Annotated in this window: 17 protein-coding genes; 9 read left to right on the top strand and 8 right to left on the bottom strand. The window is 68.5% G+C overall.

Features of this window, described 5'->3' with window-relative positions; genetic code table 11:
• The 3 genes from AC3ENO_RS03980 to AC3ENO_RS03990 are packed head-to-tail and all read left to right on the top strand — an operon-like array spanning position 1 to position 3,449.
• Positions 1-1,467 (top strand): SCO6880 family protein, encoded by a 1,467-nt coding sequence (locus AC3ENO_RS03980; protein WP_434969313.1) that lies wholly within the window; start codon positions 1-3, stop codon positions 1,465-1,467.
• A 33-nt stretch (positions 1,468-1,500) separates the two neighbouring features.
• On the top strand, positions 1,501-1,938 hold the full coding sequence (locus tag AC3ENO_RS03985) for a hypothetical protein (protein ID WP_434969314.1): 438 nt from the start codon (positions 1,501-1,503) through the stop codon (positions 1,936-1,938).
• Positions 1,935-3,449 carry an ATP-binding protein gene (locus tag AC3ENO_RS03990; protein ID WP_434969315.1) on the top strand — a complete coding sequence of 505 codons (1,515 nt, stop codon included), beginning with the start codon at positions 1,935-1,937 and terminating at the stop codon, positions 3,447-3,449. Before AC3ENO_RS03985 ends, AC3ENO_RS03990 begins: the two co-directional genes overlap by 4 nt.
• A gap of 62 nt (positions 3,450-3,511) precedes the next feature.
• Here AC3ENO_RS03990 and AC3ENO_RS03995 read toward each other — a convergent pair whose 3' ends face one another.
• Entirely contained in the window at positions 3,512-4,900 is a 1,389-nt protein-coding gene (locus tag AC3ENO_RS03995) for an FAD-dependent oxidoreductase (RefSeq protein WP_434969316.1), read from the bottom strand.
• A complete protein-coding gene (locus AC3ENO_RS04000; RefSeq protein ID WP_434969317.1) occupies positions 4,897-5,601 on the bottom strand; it encodes an aquaporin in 705 nt (234 codons plus the stop codon). Before AC3ENO_RS04000 ends, AC3ENO_RS03995 begins: the two co-directional genes overlap by 4 nt.
• A gap of 37 nt (positions 5,602-5,638) precedes the next feature.
• Here AC3ENO_RS04000 and AC3ENO_RS04005 point away from each other — a divergent pair, with 37 nt between their 5' ends.
• A complete protein-coding gene (locus AC3ENO_RS04005) occupies positions 5,639-6,316 on the top strand; it encodes an arsenate reductase/protein-tyrosine-phosphatase family protein (RefSeq protein ID WP_434969318.1) in 678 nt (225 codons plus the stop codon).
• Between the two features lie 93 nt (positions 6,317-6,409).
• On the opposite strand, the gene AC3ENO_RS04010 is transcribed toward AC3ENO_RS04005, so the two are convergent.
• Genes AC3ENO_RS04010 through AC3ENO_RS04030 form a run of 5 tightly spaced genes read right to left on the bottom strand, consistent with a single transcriptional unit; the run spans position 6,410 to position 10,842 of the window.
• Positions 6,410-6,934 carry a signal peptidase II gene (locus tag AC3ENO_RS04010; protein ID WP_434969319.1) on the bottom strand — a complete coding sequence of 175 codons (525 nt, stop codon included), beginning with the start codon at positions 6,932-6,934 and terminating at the stop codon, positions 6,410-6,412.
• Positions 6,931-7,533: a cadmium resistance transporter gene (locus tag AC3ENO_RS04015; protein WP_434969320.1), complete on the bottom strand. Its 603-nt coding sequence runs from the start codon at positions 7,531-7,533 to the stop codon at positions 6,931-6,933. The genes AC3ENO_RS04010 and AC3ENO_RS04015 overlap by 4 nt, the downstream gene beginning before the upstream one ends.
• Positions 7,533-9,443 (bottom strand): heavy metal translocating P-type ATPase, encoded by a 1,911-nt coding sequence (locus tag AC3ENO_RS04020; RefSeq protein WP_434969321.1) that lies wholly within the window; start codon positions 9,441-9,443, stop codon positions 7,533-7,535. Before AC3ENO_RS04020 ends, AC3ENO_RS04015 begins: the two co-directional genes overlap by 1 nt.
• Positions 9,440-9,799: a Cd(II)/Pb(II)-sensing metalloregulatory transcriptional regulator CmtR gene (gene cmtR / locus AC3ENO_RS04025; RefSeq protein ID WP_031289545.1), complete on the bottom strand. Its 360-nt coding sequence runs from the start codon at positions 9,797-9,799 to the stop codon at positions 9,440-9,442. Before cmtR ends, AC3ENO_RS04020 begins: the two co-directional genes overlap by 4 nt.
• A 53-nt stretch (positions 9,800-9,852) precedes the next feature.
• Positions 9,853-10,842 carry a bile acid:sodium symporter gene (locus tag AC3ENO_RS04030; RefSeq protein ID WP_434969322.1) on the bottom strand — a complete coding sequence of 330 codons (990 nt, stop codon included), beginning with the start codon at positions 10,840-10,842 and terminating at the stop codon, positions 9,853-9,855.
• 338 nt (positions 10,843-11,180) lie between these two features.
• On the opposite strand from AC3ENO_RS04030, the gene AC3ENO_RS04035 reads away from it, so the two are divergent.
• Both AC3ENO_RS04035 and AC3ENO_RS04040 read left to right on the top strand, forming a co-directional pair.
• The gene (locus AC3ENO_RS04035; RefSeq protein ID WP_434969323.1) at positions 11,181-11,771 is read left to right on the top strand and encodes a hypothetical protein; all 591 of its coding nucleotides are present in this window, start codon (positions 11,181-11,183) and stop codon (positions 11,769-11,771) included.
• Positions 11,768-13,579 (top strand): type IV secretory system conjugative DNA transfer family protein, encoded by a 1,812-nt coding sequence (locus tag AC3ENO_RS04040; RefSeq protein WP_434969324.1) that lies wholly within the window; start codon positions 11,768-11,770, stop codon positions 13,577-13,579. Before AC3ENO_RS04035 ends, AC3ENO_RS04040 begins: the two co-directional genes overlap by 4 nt.
• A 41-nt stretch (positions 13,580-13,620) precedes the next feature.
• On the opposite strand, the gene AC3ENO_RS04045 is transcribed toward AC3ENO_RS04040, so the two are convergent.
• The gene (locus tag AC3ENO_RS04045; protein ID WP_434969325.1) at positions 13,621-13,917 is read right to left on the bottom strand and encodes a hypothetical protein; all 297 of its coding nucleotides are present in this window, start codon (positions 13,915-13,917) and stop codon (positions 13,621-13,623) included.
• Between the two features lie 207 nt (positions 13,918-14,124).
• Here AC3ENO_RS04045 and AC3ENO_RS04050 point away from each other — a divergent pair, with 207 nt between their 5' ends.
• The 3 genes from AC3ENO_RS04050 (at position 14,125) to AC3ENO_RS04060 (ending at position 15,846) form a co-directional block, all read left to right on the top strand.
• A complete protein-coding gene (locus tag AC3ENO_RS04050) occupies positions 14,125-14,565 on the top strand; it encodes a single-stranded DNA-binding protein (protein ID WP_434969326.1) in 441 nt (146 codons plus the stop codon).
• Positions 14,566-14,574: 9 nt separating this feature from the next.
• The gene (locus AC3ENO_RS04055; RefSeq protein WP_434969327.1) at positions 14,575-15,183 is read left to right on the top strand and encodes a hypothetical protein; all 609 of its coding nucleotides are present in this window, start codon (positions 14,575-14,577) and stop codon (positions 15,181-15,183) included.
• Positions 15,184-15,321: 138 nt separating this feature from the next.
• Positions 15,322-15,846, top strand: a complete 525-nt coding sequence (locus AC3ENO_RS04060) for a hypothetical protein (RefSeq protein ID WP_434969414.1) — start codon at positions 15,322-15,324, stop codon at positions 15,844-15,846.
• The last annotated feature ends 69 nt before the right edge of the window (positions 15,847-15,915 follow it).

Consider the following 15,915-nt stretch of genomic DNA (forward strand, 5'->3'; position numbering starts at 1 on the left):
ATGGCCACCCGGCACCCTCCGGCTCCCGAGCAGCAGCTCTCCCCCGTGCAGTTCTCCCGACTCGCGCACCGTGGCATCCTGCTCGGACTGTCGATCTCGCAGTTGATCGTGCTGGGCATCGGCGTGGTCACGGTCGTCGCCACGATCTACACGGGCGGTGGCATGGGGCTGGTCTGGACATCCCCGATCTGGCTCAGCTGTCTGCTGCTCGCGGTCGTCCCCGTGGGCGGGCGCAAGCTCGTGGACTGGCTGCCCATCGTGTCGCGCTGGATGTGGCGGAGCACCGCTGGGCAGTTGATCTTCCGCCGCCGCGTCATCAAGCCGCGTCCCGTCGGCACGCTCGCGCTCCCCGGCGATGCGACCGCGCTGCGCGAATGGGTCGATCCCGAGACGGGCGCGGCGATGGTGCACGACCCCCACGCTCAGACCCTGACCGCGGTGCTGGGGGTGACGCACCCGGCGTTCGTGCTGCTCGATCCGGGCGAGCAGCAGCGGCGGATCAACGGCTGGGGTCGGGTGCTCGCTACCGCGTGCCGCTCAGGCCGGATCGCCCGGCTCCAGGTCTGCGAGCGGACGCTGCCGGACTCAGGCACGGGGCTCGCCGAATGGTGGGCCAGGCACGGCACCGACGATGAATCCTGGCCTGCGACCACCTACCGGGAGCTGATCGAGCGTGCTGGGCCGACCGGCGAGCGCCATGCGACGACCATCTCGATTGCGCTCGATATGAACGCCTCGGGACGCCAGATCCGCTCAGCGGGCGGCGGCATCCGTGGAGCTGCCGCCGTGTTGCGTCAGGAGATGACCACGCTCGTTACGGCGCTGCGAGCTGCGGACCTCGCCACGACCGGCTGGCTCGCGCCCGGCGAAGTCGCTGTTATCCTGCGCTCCGCTTACGACCCGGCTGCCGCGCCCGCGCTGGAGCGGCACGCCGACATCGGCCGCTCCCTCGCAACTGCCGGGCCAGTCGCGGTCGCCGAGAGTTGGGATCGGGTGCGTACCGATTCGGCCCACCACACCGTGCTCTGGCTCTCCGAGTGGCCACGTTCGCAGGTCTACCCCGGATTCCTCGCGCCGCTGCTGCTGACCTCCGGCGTGCAGCGCACGTTCTCGCTCATCTGCACGCCGGTTCGCGCCGATGTTGCGGCCCGAGACCTGCGGAAGAAGAAGGTCGGTCTGCTCTCCGACGCGACCCAACGTGCGAAGATCGGGCAGGTCGAGGACGCCTCGCGCACGGCTGAGTACCAGGACGTGCTCCAGCAGGAGTCCGACCTCACCGCGGGGCACGGCGTGCTCCGCTACACGGGCCTCATCTCCGTCTCCGCGCCCACGGTCGATGAGCTGGATGCCGCCGTCGCCGCCATCGAGCAAGCCGCGGTCCAGGCGTCCTGTGAAACGCGCAGACTCGTCGGCCAGCAGGCCACCGCATTCGCCGTCGCCGCGATCCCGCTCTGTCGGGACGTGTGACGCACCCAGCCCTCGACCCCGGAAGGAGTAGCCATGCCAACCTTCAGCAACCCCGTGCAGGACGCCACGGAGACCCGCCAGGCGGTGCGGGCACTCGCTCATGCGAGCCGGGCCTTCGCCGACCCCGAGGACACCTATGAGGTGGTCGGCGAGCTGCTAGGGACGCTGCGCTCCCTGGAGCAAGTGCTGGAGCAGGTTGCGGCGGCGCATGTCCTGCACCAGGACAAGGCGTTCCTCGACAACGGCGACCACGAGGCCGGGGTTGACGAGGCTTGGGCCGCCGCCAACGCACTGCGTAGGGCCGCAGAACTCGTCCAGTCAGCCGAGACCGCCGTCGATCAGGCGTCGCAGCATTCGAGCTACATCGCGTGGCACCCGGCACCTGTCGCCAGTCGACCTGAGTTGGACCCGTTCTCCCGCGACCCGTTCGAGGCACCCCCGATCAGCTCCCGGCGAGGACTATCACTATGAGCCCCGGCGACCGCGAGCGCCTGCACACCGCGGTCCTGCTCGACCCGGCGGGCGAGCGCCGCGCCGCGCGGAAGGCGCGACGGCGGGCGGCGAGCAAGATCGAGACTGCCGACCGCAAGGCCCAGCAGGAGCGGGCGCGGGCGACATGGGAGGCCGAACGCGAGGCAAGGCGGGCGACAACTTACCTGCCACCGTCCGGCGAGACGCGGCCCGCGGCACTCCGCACGCCCGGCCGTTTTCGGCTGCCGCGCCACCAGGACACAAGCGCGACGCTGGCAGGGGCGTATCCGTTCCTCGCCGAGGGCGGGCTCGGCTCCGCTGGCGTGTTCGTCGGCCAGGATCTCTACAGCGGGGCTTCATTCGTCTACGACCCGTGGGTGCTCTACGCGCAGGGCGTCATCACCGCACCGAACATCGTGCTCGCGGGGATCGTCGGCTCCGGCAAGTCCTCGCTCGCCAAGAGTCTCTATACACGGTCAATCCCATTCGGTCGGAGGGTGTACGTCCCCGGCGATCCGAAAGGCGAGCACACGGCCGTCGCTGAGGCGGTCGGCGGTCGGGCGATCATGCTGGGGCACGGGATGTCTACGCGGCTGAATCCCCTCGATGAAGGGCACCGGCCTTCGGGCCTCAGCGATGCCGAGTGGCAGAGCCAGGTCACCTCCCGACGACGCGACCTGATCGGCGCACTCGCCGAGACCGTCCTCGACCGCGGCCTCACCCCACTGGAGCACACAGCCGTCGACATCGCGCTCGCCGATGCGGTGCGCTCGGCCGAGGTGCCGATCCTTCCGATGGTGGTCGACCGCATCCTCGCTCCGAACGCTGAGAACGACGATGGCAGGCTCGCCGAGGACGGCCGACTCGTCGGACACGCGCTGCGGAGACTCGTAGCCGGTGACTTGGCGGGACTGTTCGACGGCCCGAGCACCGTGCGCTTCGACCCGTCGCTGCCGATGGTGTCGCTAGACCTGTCGCGGGTTGCGGAGAACTCGACGCTCATCTCCGTGCTCATGACGTGTTCGTCGGCGTGGATGGAATCGGCGCTGCTCGACCCGGCGGGCGGCCCGAGGTGGGTCGTGTACGACGAGGCGTGGCGGCTCATGTCGCATCCGGCGCTGCTGCGCCGGATGGACGCACAGTGGCGGCTCGCGCGGCACTACGGCATCGCCAACCTGCTCATCTTCCACAAGCTCAGCGACCTCGACAACGTAGGCGACCAGGGCTCGGCGATGCGCGCACTCGCCTCGTCGCTCCTCGCCAACGCGGAGACGAGGGTGATCTACCGGCAGGAGAGCGATCAGCTCGGCGCGACCGCCCAGGCCCTCGGGCTCACCGGCACCGAGCAAGGGCTGCTCCCCGGTCTCGGCACCGGGCAGGGGCTCTGGCGGATCAAGAACCGCTCGTTCGTCGTCCAGCACCAGCTCCACCCTGCCGAACTTGCGATGTACGAGACAGGTCAGAAGGCGAGAGGTGACTCCCGTAAGTTCAGGAATCCTGAAGCCGGTTGAGGCTGGAACTCACGTCCGGTTTCAGCGCACTTGGGGAGTTCCCGCGGTTGTCGCGCTCGTGTCTATGCGGGGGTGAGGCTGCGGCGCTGCGAGGCCTCCCATGCCTGGGTCGCGACTTGGACGGCGTCCCACGGGGAGCCGAGGGGCGGGGTGTAGGAGAGGTCGAGGTCGTCGAACTGCTCGATGGTGAGTCCGGCGTAAAGGGCGGTGGCGAAGGTGTCGATGCGCTTGGCGACCTCGGTGCCGCGCCTGCCGACGAGTTGCGCGCCGAGTAGGCGTCCGTCGCCGGTGTCGCCGGTGATACGGAAGTGGATGGGGTGCGCACCGGGGTAGTACCGCTTGTGGTCGTCCGCAGCCGCGTCGATGGTCGAGGGCGTGTATCCGGCGGTGATCGCCTCGTGGTCGCGCAGGCCGGTGCGGGCCGCGATCAGGTCGAAGACCTTGACGACCTGGGTGCCGACCGATCCGGCGAAGGCGCGGTTGCCGCCGAGGGCGTTTTCTCCAGCGATGCGGCCCTGTTTGTGGCTCGTGGTGCCCAATGGCAGGTAGGTCTGCCCGAGGAGGCGGTGGTGCGTGATGATGCCGTCGCCTGCAGCCCAGACATGCGGAAGCCCGGTGCGCATGTGCTCGTCGACGACGACCGCGCGGCCCGCGCCGAGGCTTGCCCCGGCCCGTTCGAGCAGCTCTGTGTTCGGCCGGACACCGACCACGACGAGGACGAGGTCCGTGGTCTGCGTGAACGGCTGGCCGTCGCGGGTGCCGGTGACGGCGAGGCCGGCCGGGGTCTTCTCGATCCCGGTGACGGTCGATCCGGTGACGACCTCGACGCCATGAGTCGTGAGCTCCTCGTGGACGAGGGCACCGAGTTCAGGGTCGAGGGTGGAGAGCACTTCGGAGCCGCGCTGGAGCTGGGTGACGGTCATCCCGCGGGTGATGAACGCTTCGGCCATCTCGAGGCCGACGTAGCCGGCGCCGACGATGATCGCCGAGGCCGGTTGCCGGGTGGTGAGGTCGTGGTCGAGGGCGAAGGTGTCGCCCATCGAGTGGATGACATGCACCCCGTCCGCCGGGCCGAGCGTGTCGAGGCCGGCGATGTCTGCGTGGGACGGGAGCGCACCGGTGCCGACGATCAGCTCGTCGTAGGCGATCCCCTCCGACGACCCGTCCGGGTTGCGGACGGTGAGCCTCTGCCCGTTGACGTCGATGCCCGTCGCATAGGTGTTCAACCGCAGACTCATCCCGGTCGCTTCCAGGTCTGCGGCAGTGCGGTGCGCGAGGGACTGCCACGGCTGGACCTCGCCGGTGAAGTAGTAGGGGATGCCGCAGATGGAGAAATTCGGGTACTCGTCCGCGACCACGACAGTCACGTCGGTGGTCGGGTCGAGTTCGCGGGCGCGGAGGGCGGCGGAGATGCCGGCGTCGGAGCCGCCGATGGCGATCAGGTGGGTCATTGGTGGGCCCTTCGATTCGGGAAGAGCAGGAGAACAAGGACGGCGCCCATGGCGGCGCCGACGAGCTGTGCGGCGAGGAACCACACGGCGGCGGTCGGGGCGATGCCGGCGAAGGTGTCGGTGAAGATCCGGCCGATCGTCACCGCGGGGTTGGCGAATGAGGTCGAGGAGGTGAACCAGTAAGCGGCCCCGATGTAGGCGCCGACCGCGGGGGCAGCCAGGGCGCTGCGGCCGGTGCGGGCCAGGGCGAAGATCAGCAGGACGAGGCCGGCGGTGGCGACGATCTCGCCGAGCAGATGCCCTGCCGAGAGCCGATCCGTCGTGGCGATCGTCGTCGGGGTGTCGAACATCAGGTCTGCCAGGACCGCGCCGCCGATCCCTCCGGTGATCTGGGCGACGAGGTATGCGGTGATCTCGGTCGGACGGTGGCGGGTGCCGAGGAGCCGGTCGGCGAGGGTGACGACCGGGTTGAGGTGAGCCCCGCTGACGGGCTGGAAGATCAGGATGAGCACGGCCAGGCCGAGCGCGGTCGCCAGCGAGTTCTCCAGCAACTGCAGCCCGACATCGCCCGGCGACAGGCGCTGGGCGGCGATGCCGGAACCGACCACGACGGTCACCAGCAGACCGGCACCGAGGAACTCCGCGACCGCGCGCCGCCACAGCGGGGCGGGCGTCGGTGTCGTGCTCTTTTCGTGGTTCACCTTAACGACGATACATTGCTCAGTCACTATTGAGGTAATGAACATTGAGCGAACTGACCTTGCGGGGCGGGTGGCGCGGTATGCGGCGCTGGCCGATCCGGTGCGGCTGCGGATCATGGACCTACTGACCCTGGGCGATGTCGCCCCGGTCGAGTTGCAAGCCGAGCTGGGGATCTCGTCCAGCCTGCTCGCGCATCACCTGAACCAGCTTGAGCACGCTGGGCTGCTGGTGCGCACTCGGTCGGAGGCCGACCGGCGCCGCACCTACCTGCACCTTGCCCCCGACGCGTTCTCTGGGCTGACCCCGTCGGCGGCGCTCGGGGTGCGGCGGGTGTTGTTCGTCTGCACCGGCAACTCCGCCCGCTCCCAGCTCGCCGCCGCCCTATGGCACGACGCCAGCGACGTCCCGGTCGCCTCGGCCGGCACGCACCCGGCGGACGTGATCGAGCCCGGCGCGATCACCGCCGCGAACCGGCACGGCCTCACCCTCCGCGCCGCGCGACCGCGCGCACTGGAAGGCGTGCTCAATGCGGACGATTTCGTGGTCACGGTCTGCGACACCGCCCACGAGGAACTCGCCGGCGCGGGAAGGGTGCATTGGTCGGTGCCCGACCCGGTGCGCGACGGGTCTGATGCCGCGTTCGATACAGCCTTCGAGGACCTCGCCGCGCGAATCCAGAGACTCGCCCCGAGGCTGACCACGACGAAGGGATGACGACGCTACCGTGCCAGGGCGATCGCTGGGCCGATGGCCGCAAGCATCAGCTTTTAATCTGCAGCGCGCAGTGTGGGTGCTCAGGAGACCGCGTCAGCTCTCGTCTTTGCGGAGCAGGAGGACTGCCGCGGCGATCGCGGCGGTGACGATGACGATGTCGGCGACGTTCCCGATGAACCAGTTGCCGTAGGCGAGGAAGTCCACGACGTGCCCCCGGGCGAATCCTGGTTGGCGGAAGAGTCGGTCGCCGGCATGTGAAGCGGCGGCCCCGCCGAGCGCCCCGATCACGATCGCCCATCCAGGGCGTCGGACTCGGAACGCGAACACGATCGCGGTGACCGTGGCGGCGACAGCCGCCAATGCGAATACCCAGGTGGAGCCCTCGCCGAAGGAGAACGCTGCGCCAGGGTTGTAGGCGAGTTGCAGGCCCAGCAGGTCGCCGATCAGCGGGATGCGCTCGTACTCCGACAGAGTGGCCTCGGCCCATGCTTTTGTTCCCTGATCGACCAGGATCGCGACCAGGCCGATCAAGAGCGCCCAGACCGTAATCCGCCAGCGCCCTCTCTGCGGCTGAACTCTCGACGCGGGCTCGACGTCGGTGTTCGCGTCCTGGGTCATGCGAGAACCTCGAAGAGGCGGACGAGGACGCCGGACTCGATCAGGATGAACAGGCCCAGGCCGATGAACACGACGGGTACGAGCCAGTGCTCGACACGTTCCAGCGTTTCGGTAACGGCCTTGTGGGTGCCGATCAGGCGTCCGGCTGCACACCAGACGGCGACGAGGATCAGGAAAACGACGATCATGATCGCAACGTCACCGGGTGTGCTGGTGCGGAAGATCGGCGTGTAGAGGGAGATGTTGTCCGCGCCGTTGGCGATGGTGATCCCGGCGACGCCCCATAGTCCGACCGCGGTGATCTTGTCGTCATCGTCGTCACCGTTGCGGCGCAGGCCACGAATGAGCGTCCAGATGCCGATGCCGAGCGGGATGAGGCCGAGGAAGCCGACCCATTCGTCCGGAACGATGGTGAGACCGAGTGCGGCGATCACGCTGATCACGACGAGGGTGATGAACCCGAGGTACTGACCGGCGACGATCTGCCATGGCCGGGGCTTCCCGCGTCGGGATGCGAGGAACAGCACGGTGAGCACGACGATATCGTCGATGTTGGTCGCCGCGAACAGGCCGATCGCGGAGCCGATGGTTGCGAGCATCAGCTCTCCACCCGTGGCGTGCGGGTGCGCGCGGCGCGCAGGCCGTTGAGGATCACGATGACCTCCGCGACCTCGTGGACCAGGACGACGGCCGCGAGCCCCAGGACCCCGAAGAGGGCGAGCGGGAGGAGCGCGGTGATGATCAGCAGCGACAGGATGATGTTCTGGTTGATGATCCGCCGTCCCCGCCGCGCGTGTTCGAACGCGCGCGGGATGAGACGCAGGTCGTGGCCGGTGAAGGCGACATCGGCGGACTCGATCGCCGCGTCGGAACCCGTCGCACCCATCGCGATGCCGATGTCCGCGGACGCGAGGGCAGGGGCGTCGTTGATGCCGTCGCCGATCATCGCGACGGATCCCGCCTGCGACAGGTCGCCGATCGCGGTCGCTTTGTCCTCCGGGCGCAACTCCGCACGCACGTCACTGATCCCGGCCTGCGCCGCCAAAGCGCGAGCAGTGCGGGCGTTGTCGCCGGTGAGCATCGTCAGGCCGAGGCCCTGACCATCGAGGGTCCGGACGACTTCAGGGACTTCCGGGCGCAGTTCGTCACGGACGCCGATCGCCGCGACCGGCACCCCGTCGCGGTGCACGATCACGACGGTCATGCCCTGCTCTTCCAGACCCGCGACCTGGTCACCGAGGTCGCCGGCGTCCAGCCAGCGGGGACTGCCGACGGTGATCCTCAATCCGTCGACGGTGCCGTCGATGCCATGCCCGGCCTGCTCGGTCACGTCCGCAGCTGCCGGAGTCCCCGGGGCCGCGGCGCTGATCGCAGCGGCGAGGGGATGCGTGCTGTGCTGCTCCAGCGCCGCCGCCCACGCCAGCGCCTGGGTCTCGGTCACGCCGTCCGCGGTAAGGACGGCAGTGACCGCGGGCTCGTTGCGGGTGAGGGTGCCGGTCTTGTCGACGGCGACGTGCCGGACCGTGCCGAAGCGCTCGAAGACAGCACCGGACTTGATGATCACGCCGAACTTGCTCGCCGCGCCGATCGCGGCGACGACCGTCAACGGAACCGAGATCGCCAGCGCACACGGAGAGGCAGCGACCAGCACGACGAGCGCACGGGTGATCCACACCTCCGGGTCACCCAGCAGCGACCCGATGATCGCGACAAGCGCGGCGAGGATCAGCACACCTGGGACGAGTGGGCGTGCGATCCGGTCGGCGAGACGCGCACGCTCGCCCTTCTCGGTCTGCGCCTGCTCCACCAACTCGACAATGGTGGTGAGCGAGTTGTCTGTACCCGCCGCCGTCGTCTCCACCTCCAGAACGCCGGCGCTGTTGATCGCACCGGCCGACACCGCATCACCGGGCTCAACCTCGACGGGGATCGACTCCCCGGTGATCGCCGAGGTATCCAGGCTGGACCGCCCCGAACGGACGATCCCGTCGGTCGCGATCCGCTCACCCGGACGGACCACCATGACCTGCCCGACCGTCAACTCCTTCGCCTGCACCTGCACAGACACGCCGCCCTGCAGCACAGTCGCGGTCTCCGGCACGAGCTTCAGCAGCGCCCGCAGCCCGCCCCGGGCGCGATCCATCGCCTTGTCCTCGAGCGCCTCAGCGATCGAGTACAAGAACGCCAGCGCCGCGGCCTCCTCCACGTAGCCGAGGATGACCGCGCCGATCGCGCTGATCGTCATCAGCAGGCCGATGCCGAGCTTGCCCTTGAACAGCTTCCGGATCGCGCCAGGAGTGAACGTCGACGCCCCGGCCAGCAGTCCGGCCCAGAACAGCACCAACGCCGGGATCTCGAGGCCGGACCACTCGAGAATCAGACCCGTCAGGAACGCGACACCGGAGAAGACCGGCAGCAGGATCTCGCGATCCTTCCACCACGGCCCATCATGGTCATCATCGTCGTCGATCTCCACCTCGTCGACTTGCGACCCCGTCACCGCGCTCACGCGTCTACCCCCGTATCGCAGCATCCGGGCACCGTGCACGCAGAATCCACGCACGGCGCATCCTCATCCACCGCGAGCGTGACGTCGATCAGAGACGTCAACGCAGCCGCGAGGTGCGGGTCCGCGATCTCATAGCGGGTCTGCCTACCCTCAGGTTCAGCAACGACGATCCCGCAATCACGGAGACACGTGAGGTGGTTGGACACATTCGAACGCGTCAACTCCAGCTCTCGCGAGAGCACAGCAGGGTAGCTCGGGTGCTCAAGCAGCGTCATGAGTATCCGGGAACGCGTCGGATCCGCCATGGCCCGGCCCAGCCGGTTCATCACATCAAGTCGCGAAGCAATAGTCAGCATGCGGTGACTATACAGTCACCGGTGACCTATGGGCAAGTTGTCGACTCTTGTGTTCATCCGCTCTGGTGCCGCTCGCGCACGATGCGGGCCCGGAGGAGCCGCGGGATGAGCCGGACGAAGACGACCATCACGATGAGCTCAACGAGGGTCTGCGTGACTACGACGAGTGGGGCAAGGTCGAACGCGGCAGGCAGAGCGAGGACGAGCGGGAGGACAACGAGGGAGTTGCGGGTCACACCGCTGAACACGATCGCCCTGCGCGCCGGCACATCCAGCCGGGCCACCCTCCCGGCCACCGCGCCGAGGGGAACCATGACCGCCGCGAACAGGACATAGACGGGAATGGCGAGCAGCAGCGCGCCGAGTTGCTGTCCGACGCCGGTGATCTGGGAGGCGACGACGACGGCGAGGGTGAGCATCATCAGCGGCACCATCGCCCCCAGCACGACCTCCTGCACCACCACTCCCCAGCGCGTGCGGGCGGCGGCGAGCTGGGTGAGCCCGGCCGCAACCAGCGGCAGGACGATGAGCAGCAGGAACGCTTCGACGAATGGGGCGAGGTCGATGACCTGGACGAACTCGGGACCGACGAACAGCAGCAGGTAGAGCGGCAGCAGGAGCATCTGACCCAGCATCAGGATCGGGGCGGCCGCGAGTAACCTGTCCTTCGCACCGCCCGCGATGCCGGTGAACACGATCACGTAATCCACGCACGGGGTTAGCAGCACGAACAGCACGCCGACCAGCAGCACCTGGTCGTAGGCGACGATCCGCGACAGCAGGAACACCACCACGGGCACGAGGACAAAGTTGACGACGAGGATGGTGGCGAGGAAACGCCAGTCGCGGAACGCCTGCCCGATCCTCGCAAACGGCACCCCGAGGAAAGTGGCGTAGAGCAGCAACCCGAGCACCGGGTTGATCGCGACCTCCGCCGGATGACTGACCGCGGGGGCAAGCAGGCCGGCAGCCGCGCCGAGCACGAGGGCAGTCAGATAGAGCGGCACCTGATACCGCTCCATCCACACCACGCCCGCTCGCATGACTTCATCCTTCCAGTTCCAATAGGTCACTGCTGGCTGTATGGTCAGCGCATGCTGACTCTTGCTTCACGAGCGGACGTGATTAGCCGGTGCCCGGCTGCTGCGACACTGAGACCTCCGCCGTATGAATGCGGCGACGCTGACCGAGGAGCCGGGCGTTCCTCGCGGTGCGAGTTCAGGATTCGCGAACGCACGCCACGATTCGTGACGAACGGGCACGATTCCCGACGTTTCGCTGAGATTCATCGACCAGCCGACACGTGAGGCGCACCTAGTGTGCATGAGCCATCACGGACTAGACCATCCGCACGAACTCACGGCAGTTGGGGCTGCGTGAGATGACCACTACCCTTTCGCGGCGTCGCCGCGCTCGCCGGGAGAGTGGCGGGCAGGAGGTCGCTACTGCCGTCCCGCCCGTGCTGCCGGTCGTGACGATGACGGTGCAGCCGGACGCGACGCTGCGCGTCGTGGTCGACGGGGAGCCGTTCGACCCGCCGCCCTTCGCCCCGTCGTGGCAGCGGCACTCCTTCGCGCAGATCATCAGCGAGGTCGTCGAGCAGCGTCACTCGCCCGCGCGCGTCGTCGTGCACGAACTCGATGGCACCGTTTACACGGACATCGTGACCGCTGCGCTCCACCCCGCGTCCCTCGACCAGTCCCCGCCCGCGGAACCGCCGGCCTCGGTTGAGGATGGCGACTCTGCGCAGGATGCAACGGAGCCTTCGCACCCGCTCGCACTCCAGAACGGCGAGGGATTCGTCCCCGGCGAGGAGGTTGCCGTGGCGGTCATCGTCCGGCACACCGGCGCAAGCAGCGAGGGAGCGGCAAGGGCTCAGATCGAGCCGGGTCTGCTCGATCTGAGCCCCACGCGCGAGGTCATCCTGCTCGGTCGCGTCTCGGGCACCTGCATCGTCGGACACCCGGCATGACCAGCTCGTCACCTCGAGCCGGGGTGTTCGGCGACGAACTGACGAACCTCGCCCTCGGCGCGCTCATCGGTGCGATGCTGCTGGCCGGTGCGCTCCGCTTCGCCGGGAACATCGCTGCGTTCGTCACGGGCGCACCCCAGCCCGCGGCGGGTCTCGAAGCGGGAGTCGGAGTGGTCTTCCATGCCGGCGACCCCGGCTCGGCACTCGGCTCCGCGTCGCTCAGCCCCGTCGCCTACTGGATCACCGCCGCACTCCTGCTCGCCGCCGTCGGCACCACTGTGTGGTTCATCTGGCGATGGGTGCGCGAGCTGGGCAAGCGGACCAAGGCCGACCCGAACCGGATCGAGGGAATCGCTGATGCGCGCGACGTGCAGCGCGCCGCATCCGAACGTGACCTTCTGCGTCGCGCGAAGACGCTGCGCCCCTCGCTCACCGACCCGAAGCCCGAGGAGGTCGGCTACCTCCTTGGCACCTCGCGCGGTAAGCGCGTGTGGACATCCGTCGAGGACTCGATCCTGCTCATCGGCCCGCCGAGATCCGGGAAGGGCGCGAACATCGTCATCAACACCATCCTCGACGCGCACGGTGCGGTCATCACGACCTCGACCCGGCCGGACAACCTCACGGCGACGCTCCGCGCTCGCCAGGCGCGCGGCGGCCCGGTCTCCGTGTTCGATCCCCAGCATCTCGGCGAGGGTGTGCCTGCGGGTCTGCGATGGTCGCCGATCCGCGGGTGCGAGGTGCCCCTGACGGCAATGATCCGCGGCACAGGTCTCGCCGCGGGAACCGGGCTCTCCGGCCCCTCCGTCGAGAACGGCGGATTCTGGGAAGGCAAGACCCGCACGGCGCTTCAGGCGCTTCTGCACGCTGCGGCGCTCGATCACCGGCAACCCGCCGAGCTGTTCCGCTGGACGCTCGACCCCGCGGCTGCGGCGGATGCCGTCTCCATTCTCGCCTCGCACCCCGAGGCCGCGACGGGATGGGCCGAGTCACTCGACGGGATGCTGCAATCCGACCCGCGCACGCGCGACTCAATCTGGCAGGGCGTCTCGCTCTCACTCGCCTCCCTCGCCGATCCGCGGGTGCTGGAAGCGGTCAGCCCCAGCGAGGACGAGCAGTTCGACCCCGAGGCGTTCCTGCGCGACTCCGGCACGCTCTACCTCCTGGCGACAGGTGCCGGGGCCGGGGCGTCCTCGTCGCTCGTCGCGGCGTTCATCGAAGACCTCGTAGAGACGGCCCGGCGCATCGCCGCGCGCTCGCCGGGCGCGCGACTCGACCCGCCCGTGCTGCTCGCGCTCGACGAGATCGGGAACCTCGCGCCTCTGCCTTCGCTCCCGGTCCTCATGGCAGAGGGCGGCGGTACGGGTCTCACGGTGATGCCCGTGTTCCAGTCGCTCGCCCAGGCGCGAGGTCGTTGGGGCGACGACGCCGCGACCGCGATGTGGGACGCGAGCATCACCAAGATCGTGCTCGGCGGCGGGACGGACACACGGCACCTCCAGGACATCTCCACACTGATCGGTGAACGCGACGAGACGACTGACTCCGTGACCATCGGCGAACGCGGCTTGCGCTCGAGTCAACGCTCGATCCGTCGCGTGCCGGTCATGAAGGTCGAAGACATCCGCACCCTGCCCCAGGGCACTTCACTCGTGCTGCTGCGCTCCGCGCCGCCGATCATCACGACCATGCGCTACTGGCTCAACCGACCGGATGCCGAGATGCTGCTCGCCCAGCGCGCCGAGGTCGAGGCGCTCATGCAGCCGGGCACCGCTGGGATAGGTGAGGCAACAGTCATCGGCGACTGACCAACTTCGCGTGACCGCCAGATCGGCGCCCACCGCGGACGCTAGATCGGCCAGTCTTTGTGCAGCTCCGAGCCGATACCAAGGGAACTCAGGTCCGCGGTGACGGCATGCCACAAGTCACTGAAGATCTGGTCGGCGTCGCCCGTCCAGTCGTTTGGAATCGGGGTCGGCGAATCGACGGTGCACGAGACGACGTATCCCGGAGCCGAGGAGTCGTCCCAAGACAGCGAGACGTTGAGCCTCGCGTTCTCCAGCTTCACGTCGTCATCACCGTCGCCGAATCTGTCGGCGACGTACTCATAGTCGTATGAGAACTGGTACGAGTCCTCCTGCTTCATCGAACGCAGGTACTCGTCTTCATCCTCGAACTCTTCGCGGGTCGAGTGGTCACGAACGACACTGGACGACCTACCTCTCGCATTCTCTGCCCAGGCGACGCTCGCCTCTCAGCACTGTCATCACAGTAGCCGGGCGCGCGGACGGTCGAGCCTGCGCACCTATCGGGTAGCAATCCTCTCTCGGCAGGAGAAGTTAGGAGCATCCCGATGCGAACCAAAGAATCCCTGTGGGGCTTCTTCGCCAGCGACCCGCAGTTGTCCTTCAACGAGGACGGTGAGGCGCGGCTGTTCGCCTGGATCGGTCAGGAGCAGTTCGAGCGCAACCCGGACGGCTCGTTCGCCCAGGGCGAGACGAAGTTCTACCCGTTCAAGATGTTTCGGCGCAGCGCGGAGCACGCCTACGAGAAGTTCGCGCGCGGCGACAACTTCGTCGCCAGCGGCCACGTCCAGAAGTTCAGCTACGAGAAGAACGGCGAGACGGTCAGCGGCGAGGAGTTCATCGCCACGCACATCGGCCCCGACGCCGCCCGCACGAGCTACGCCGTCGACCGTGGCCGCTCGCGGTCGCAGCAGGTCGAGAGCACGACCATCGAAGCGCCCGACCCGACCCTTCCGCAGCAGCCGTCGCCCCGTCCGATGACGCTGTGAGGCCGCGTCATGACCACCGAGACGACGCTGTTCCCGCCAGACGATCCCGACTTCGACGTGCCCCCGCCCGAAGAGCCGGAGCCGGTGACCCCTTCGCCGAGGCCGGCCAAGGAGGCGGACCCCGAGACGGAGGATACGCCCGAGCCGCCGCGCCCGGTGAACTGGAACATCCTGACCGCGGCCGAGGCGCAGGTGGAGTGGTTGGAGCTGAACGCCTTCGTGAACTGGGTGCGCCACGAGTTCGGGCTGAGCGTGAATGTCGTGCCGCCGTACTGGCACCGGCACCCGGAGCTGGTGTGGCCGCTGTCGGCGCTGCGCCAGCACTACCTGAATGCCTACGACAAGAAGCAGCACGGCTCGGCACCGTTCGGCTGGTGGCGAGATTTCTGGGCCTTCATGCCGCAGCTTCGGGACGCGGTGACCGCGTGCGGCACGAAGCTCAACACGGATCGCCCGACGCGGCAGGCGGTGTGGCCGGGCGAGGACGAGCGCCCCGCTCCCGTGGAGACGGTGATCCCCAACCGGGACGCCGACTTCACGCAGTTCGTCAAGGAGGACGTGGCGCGCAGGCAGGCCATCGAGGACGAGTTCTACGCCCACCTCGCGGCGGAGCAGTAGGGCGCGGGCGGTGACGGCGAATGGCGTGGCAGCGATCCCGGAAGCCCTGGCCGGGGCAACTGGAGTTCGATCTGTGGGGGCTCGACGACCCTGCGGCCGACGCCGCGCTCACCGCCGCTCGGGAGGCTGGGGCAGGTGATGAACAAGTACGGGCAGATCGCGCTGTCGCATTGGCAGGCGACGGCCCCGAGCCGGGTGGCGGAACTGAACGATCCCGCGGCGTTCTTCGAGGCGATGGGCCTGGAGATGCAGGCGCAGGTGACGAACCTCGCGTCAATGCTGGCGGGAAGCGACCGGCAGGGAGAGACTTTCTTGCAGAAGGTCGCCCGGCTGACAGCGGCCCGGAGGCAGGCGGAGGAGGTCGTGATGTCGCAACTGGCGTGGCTCACCGATCCGAGCCTGCCGCTGGATCAGGCGCGGGAGGAATGGGAGCAGACCCGACCCTCCGACGAGAACCTGATCCTCTGGGCGGAGCGGATGCAGGACTGCCCGGATTCGATGCCCTCCTCCGTGGAGCTGGAGGAACTGGCGAAGAAGTGGGCGCTCAGCGTCGAGTTCCTGCTGGAGCTCGTGGCGACGGAGCCCCCGCGGGAGTACATGCGGGCGAATCAGGCGGCGCTCGCCGAGGCGGCGACGATCCGCTTCTTCCGCGAGCTGCGGTAGCGCCCCGCTTCATCCCCGCCTCGCAGGACGACCTCGGGCCGTCGGGCGCGAAGGCACGCTATCGGGCGA

Source organism: Microbacterium sp. bgisy207 (assembly GCF_057706855.1).

Bases quoted from the DNA above. Each gene is read 5' to 3' on its own strand.
- AC3ENO_RS03980 (WP_434969313.1), top strand. From the start codon at position 1: ATGGCCACCCGGCACCCTCCGGCTCCCGAGCAGCAGCTCTCCCCCGTG.
- AC3ENO_RS03985 (WP_434969314.1), top strand. From the start codon at position 1,501: ATGCCAACCTTCAGCAACCCCGTGCAGGACGCCACGGAGACCCGCCAG.
- AC3ENO_RS03990 (WP_434969315.1), top strand. From the start codon at position 1,935: ATGAGCCCCGGCGACCGCGAGCGCCTGCACACCGCGGTCCTGCTCGAC.
- AC3ENO_RS03995 (WP_434969316.1), bottom strand. From the start codon at position 4,900: ATGACCCACCTGATCGCCATCGGCGGCTCCGACGCCGGCATCTCCGCC.
- AC3ENO_RS04005 (WP_434969318.1), top strand. From the start codon at position 5,639: ATGAACATTGAGCGAACTGACCTTGCGGGGCGGGTGGCGCGGTATGCG.
- AC3ENO_RS04010 (WP_434969319.1), bottom strand. From the start codon at position 6,934: ATGACCCAGGACGCGAACACCGACGTCGAGCCCGCGTCGAGAGTTCAG.
- AC3ENO_RS04015 (WP_434969320.1), bottom strand. From the start codon at position 7,533: ATGCTCGCAACCATCGGCTCCGCGATCGGCCTGTTCGCGGCGACCAAC.
- cmtR (WP_031289545.1), bottom strand. From the start codon at position 9,799: ATGCTGACTATTGCTTCGCGACTTGATGTGATGAACCGGCTGGGCCGG.
- AC3ENO_RS04030 (WP_434969322.1), bottom strand. From the start codon at position 10,842: ATGCGAGCGGGCGTGGTGTGGATGGAGCGGTATCAGGTGCCGCTCTAT.
- AC3ENO_RS04035 (WP_434969323.1), top strand. From the start codon at position 11,181: ATGACCACTACCCTTTCGCGGCGTCGCCGCGCTCGCCGGGAGAGTGGC.
- AC3ENO_RS04040 (WP_434969324.1), top strand. From the start codon at position 11,768: ATGACCAGCTCGTCACCTCGAGCCGGGGTGTTCGGCGACGAACTGACG.
- AC3ENO_RS04045 (WP_434969325.1), bottom strand. From the start codon at position 13,917: ATGAAGCAGGAGGACTCGTACCAGTTCTCATACGACTATGAGTACGTC.
- AC3ENO_RS04050 (WP_434969326.1), top strand. From the start codon at position 14,125: ATGCGAACCAAAGAATCCCTGTGGGGCTTCTTCGCCAGCGACCCGCAG.
- AC3ENO_RS04055 (WP_434969327.1), top strand. From the start codon at position 14,575: ATGACCACCGAGACGACGCTGTTCCCGCCAGACGATCCCGACTTCGAC.
- AC3ENO_RS04060 (WP_434969414.1), top strand. From the start codon at position 15,322: ATGAACAAGTACGGGCAGATCGCGCTGTCGCATTGGCAGGCGACGGCC.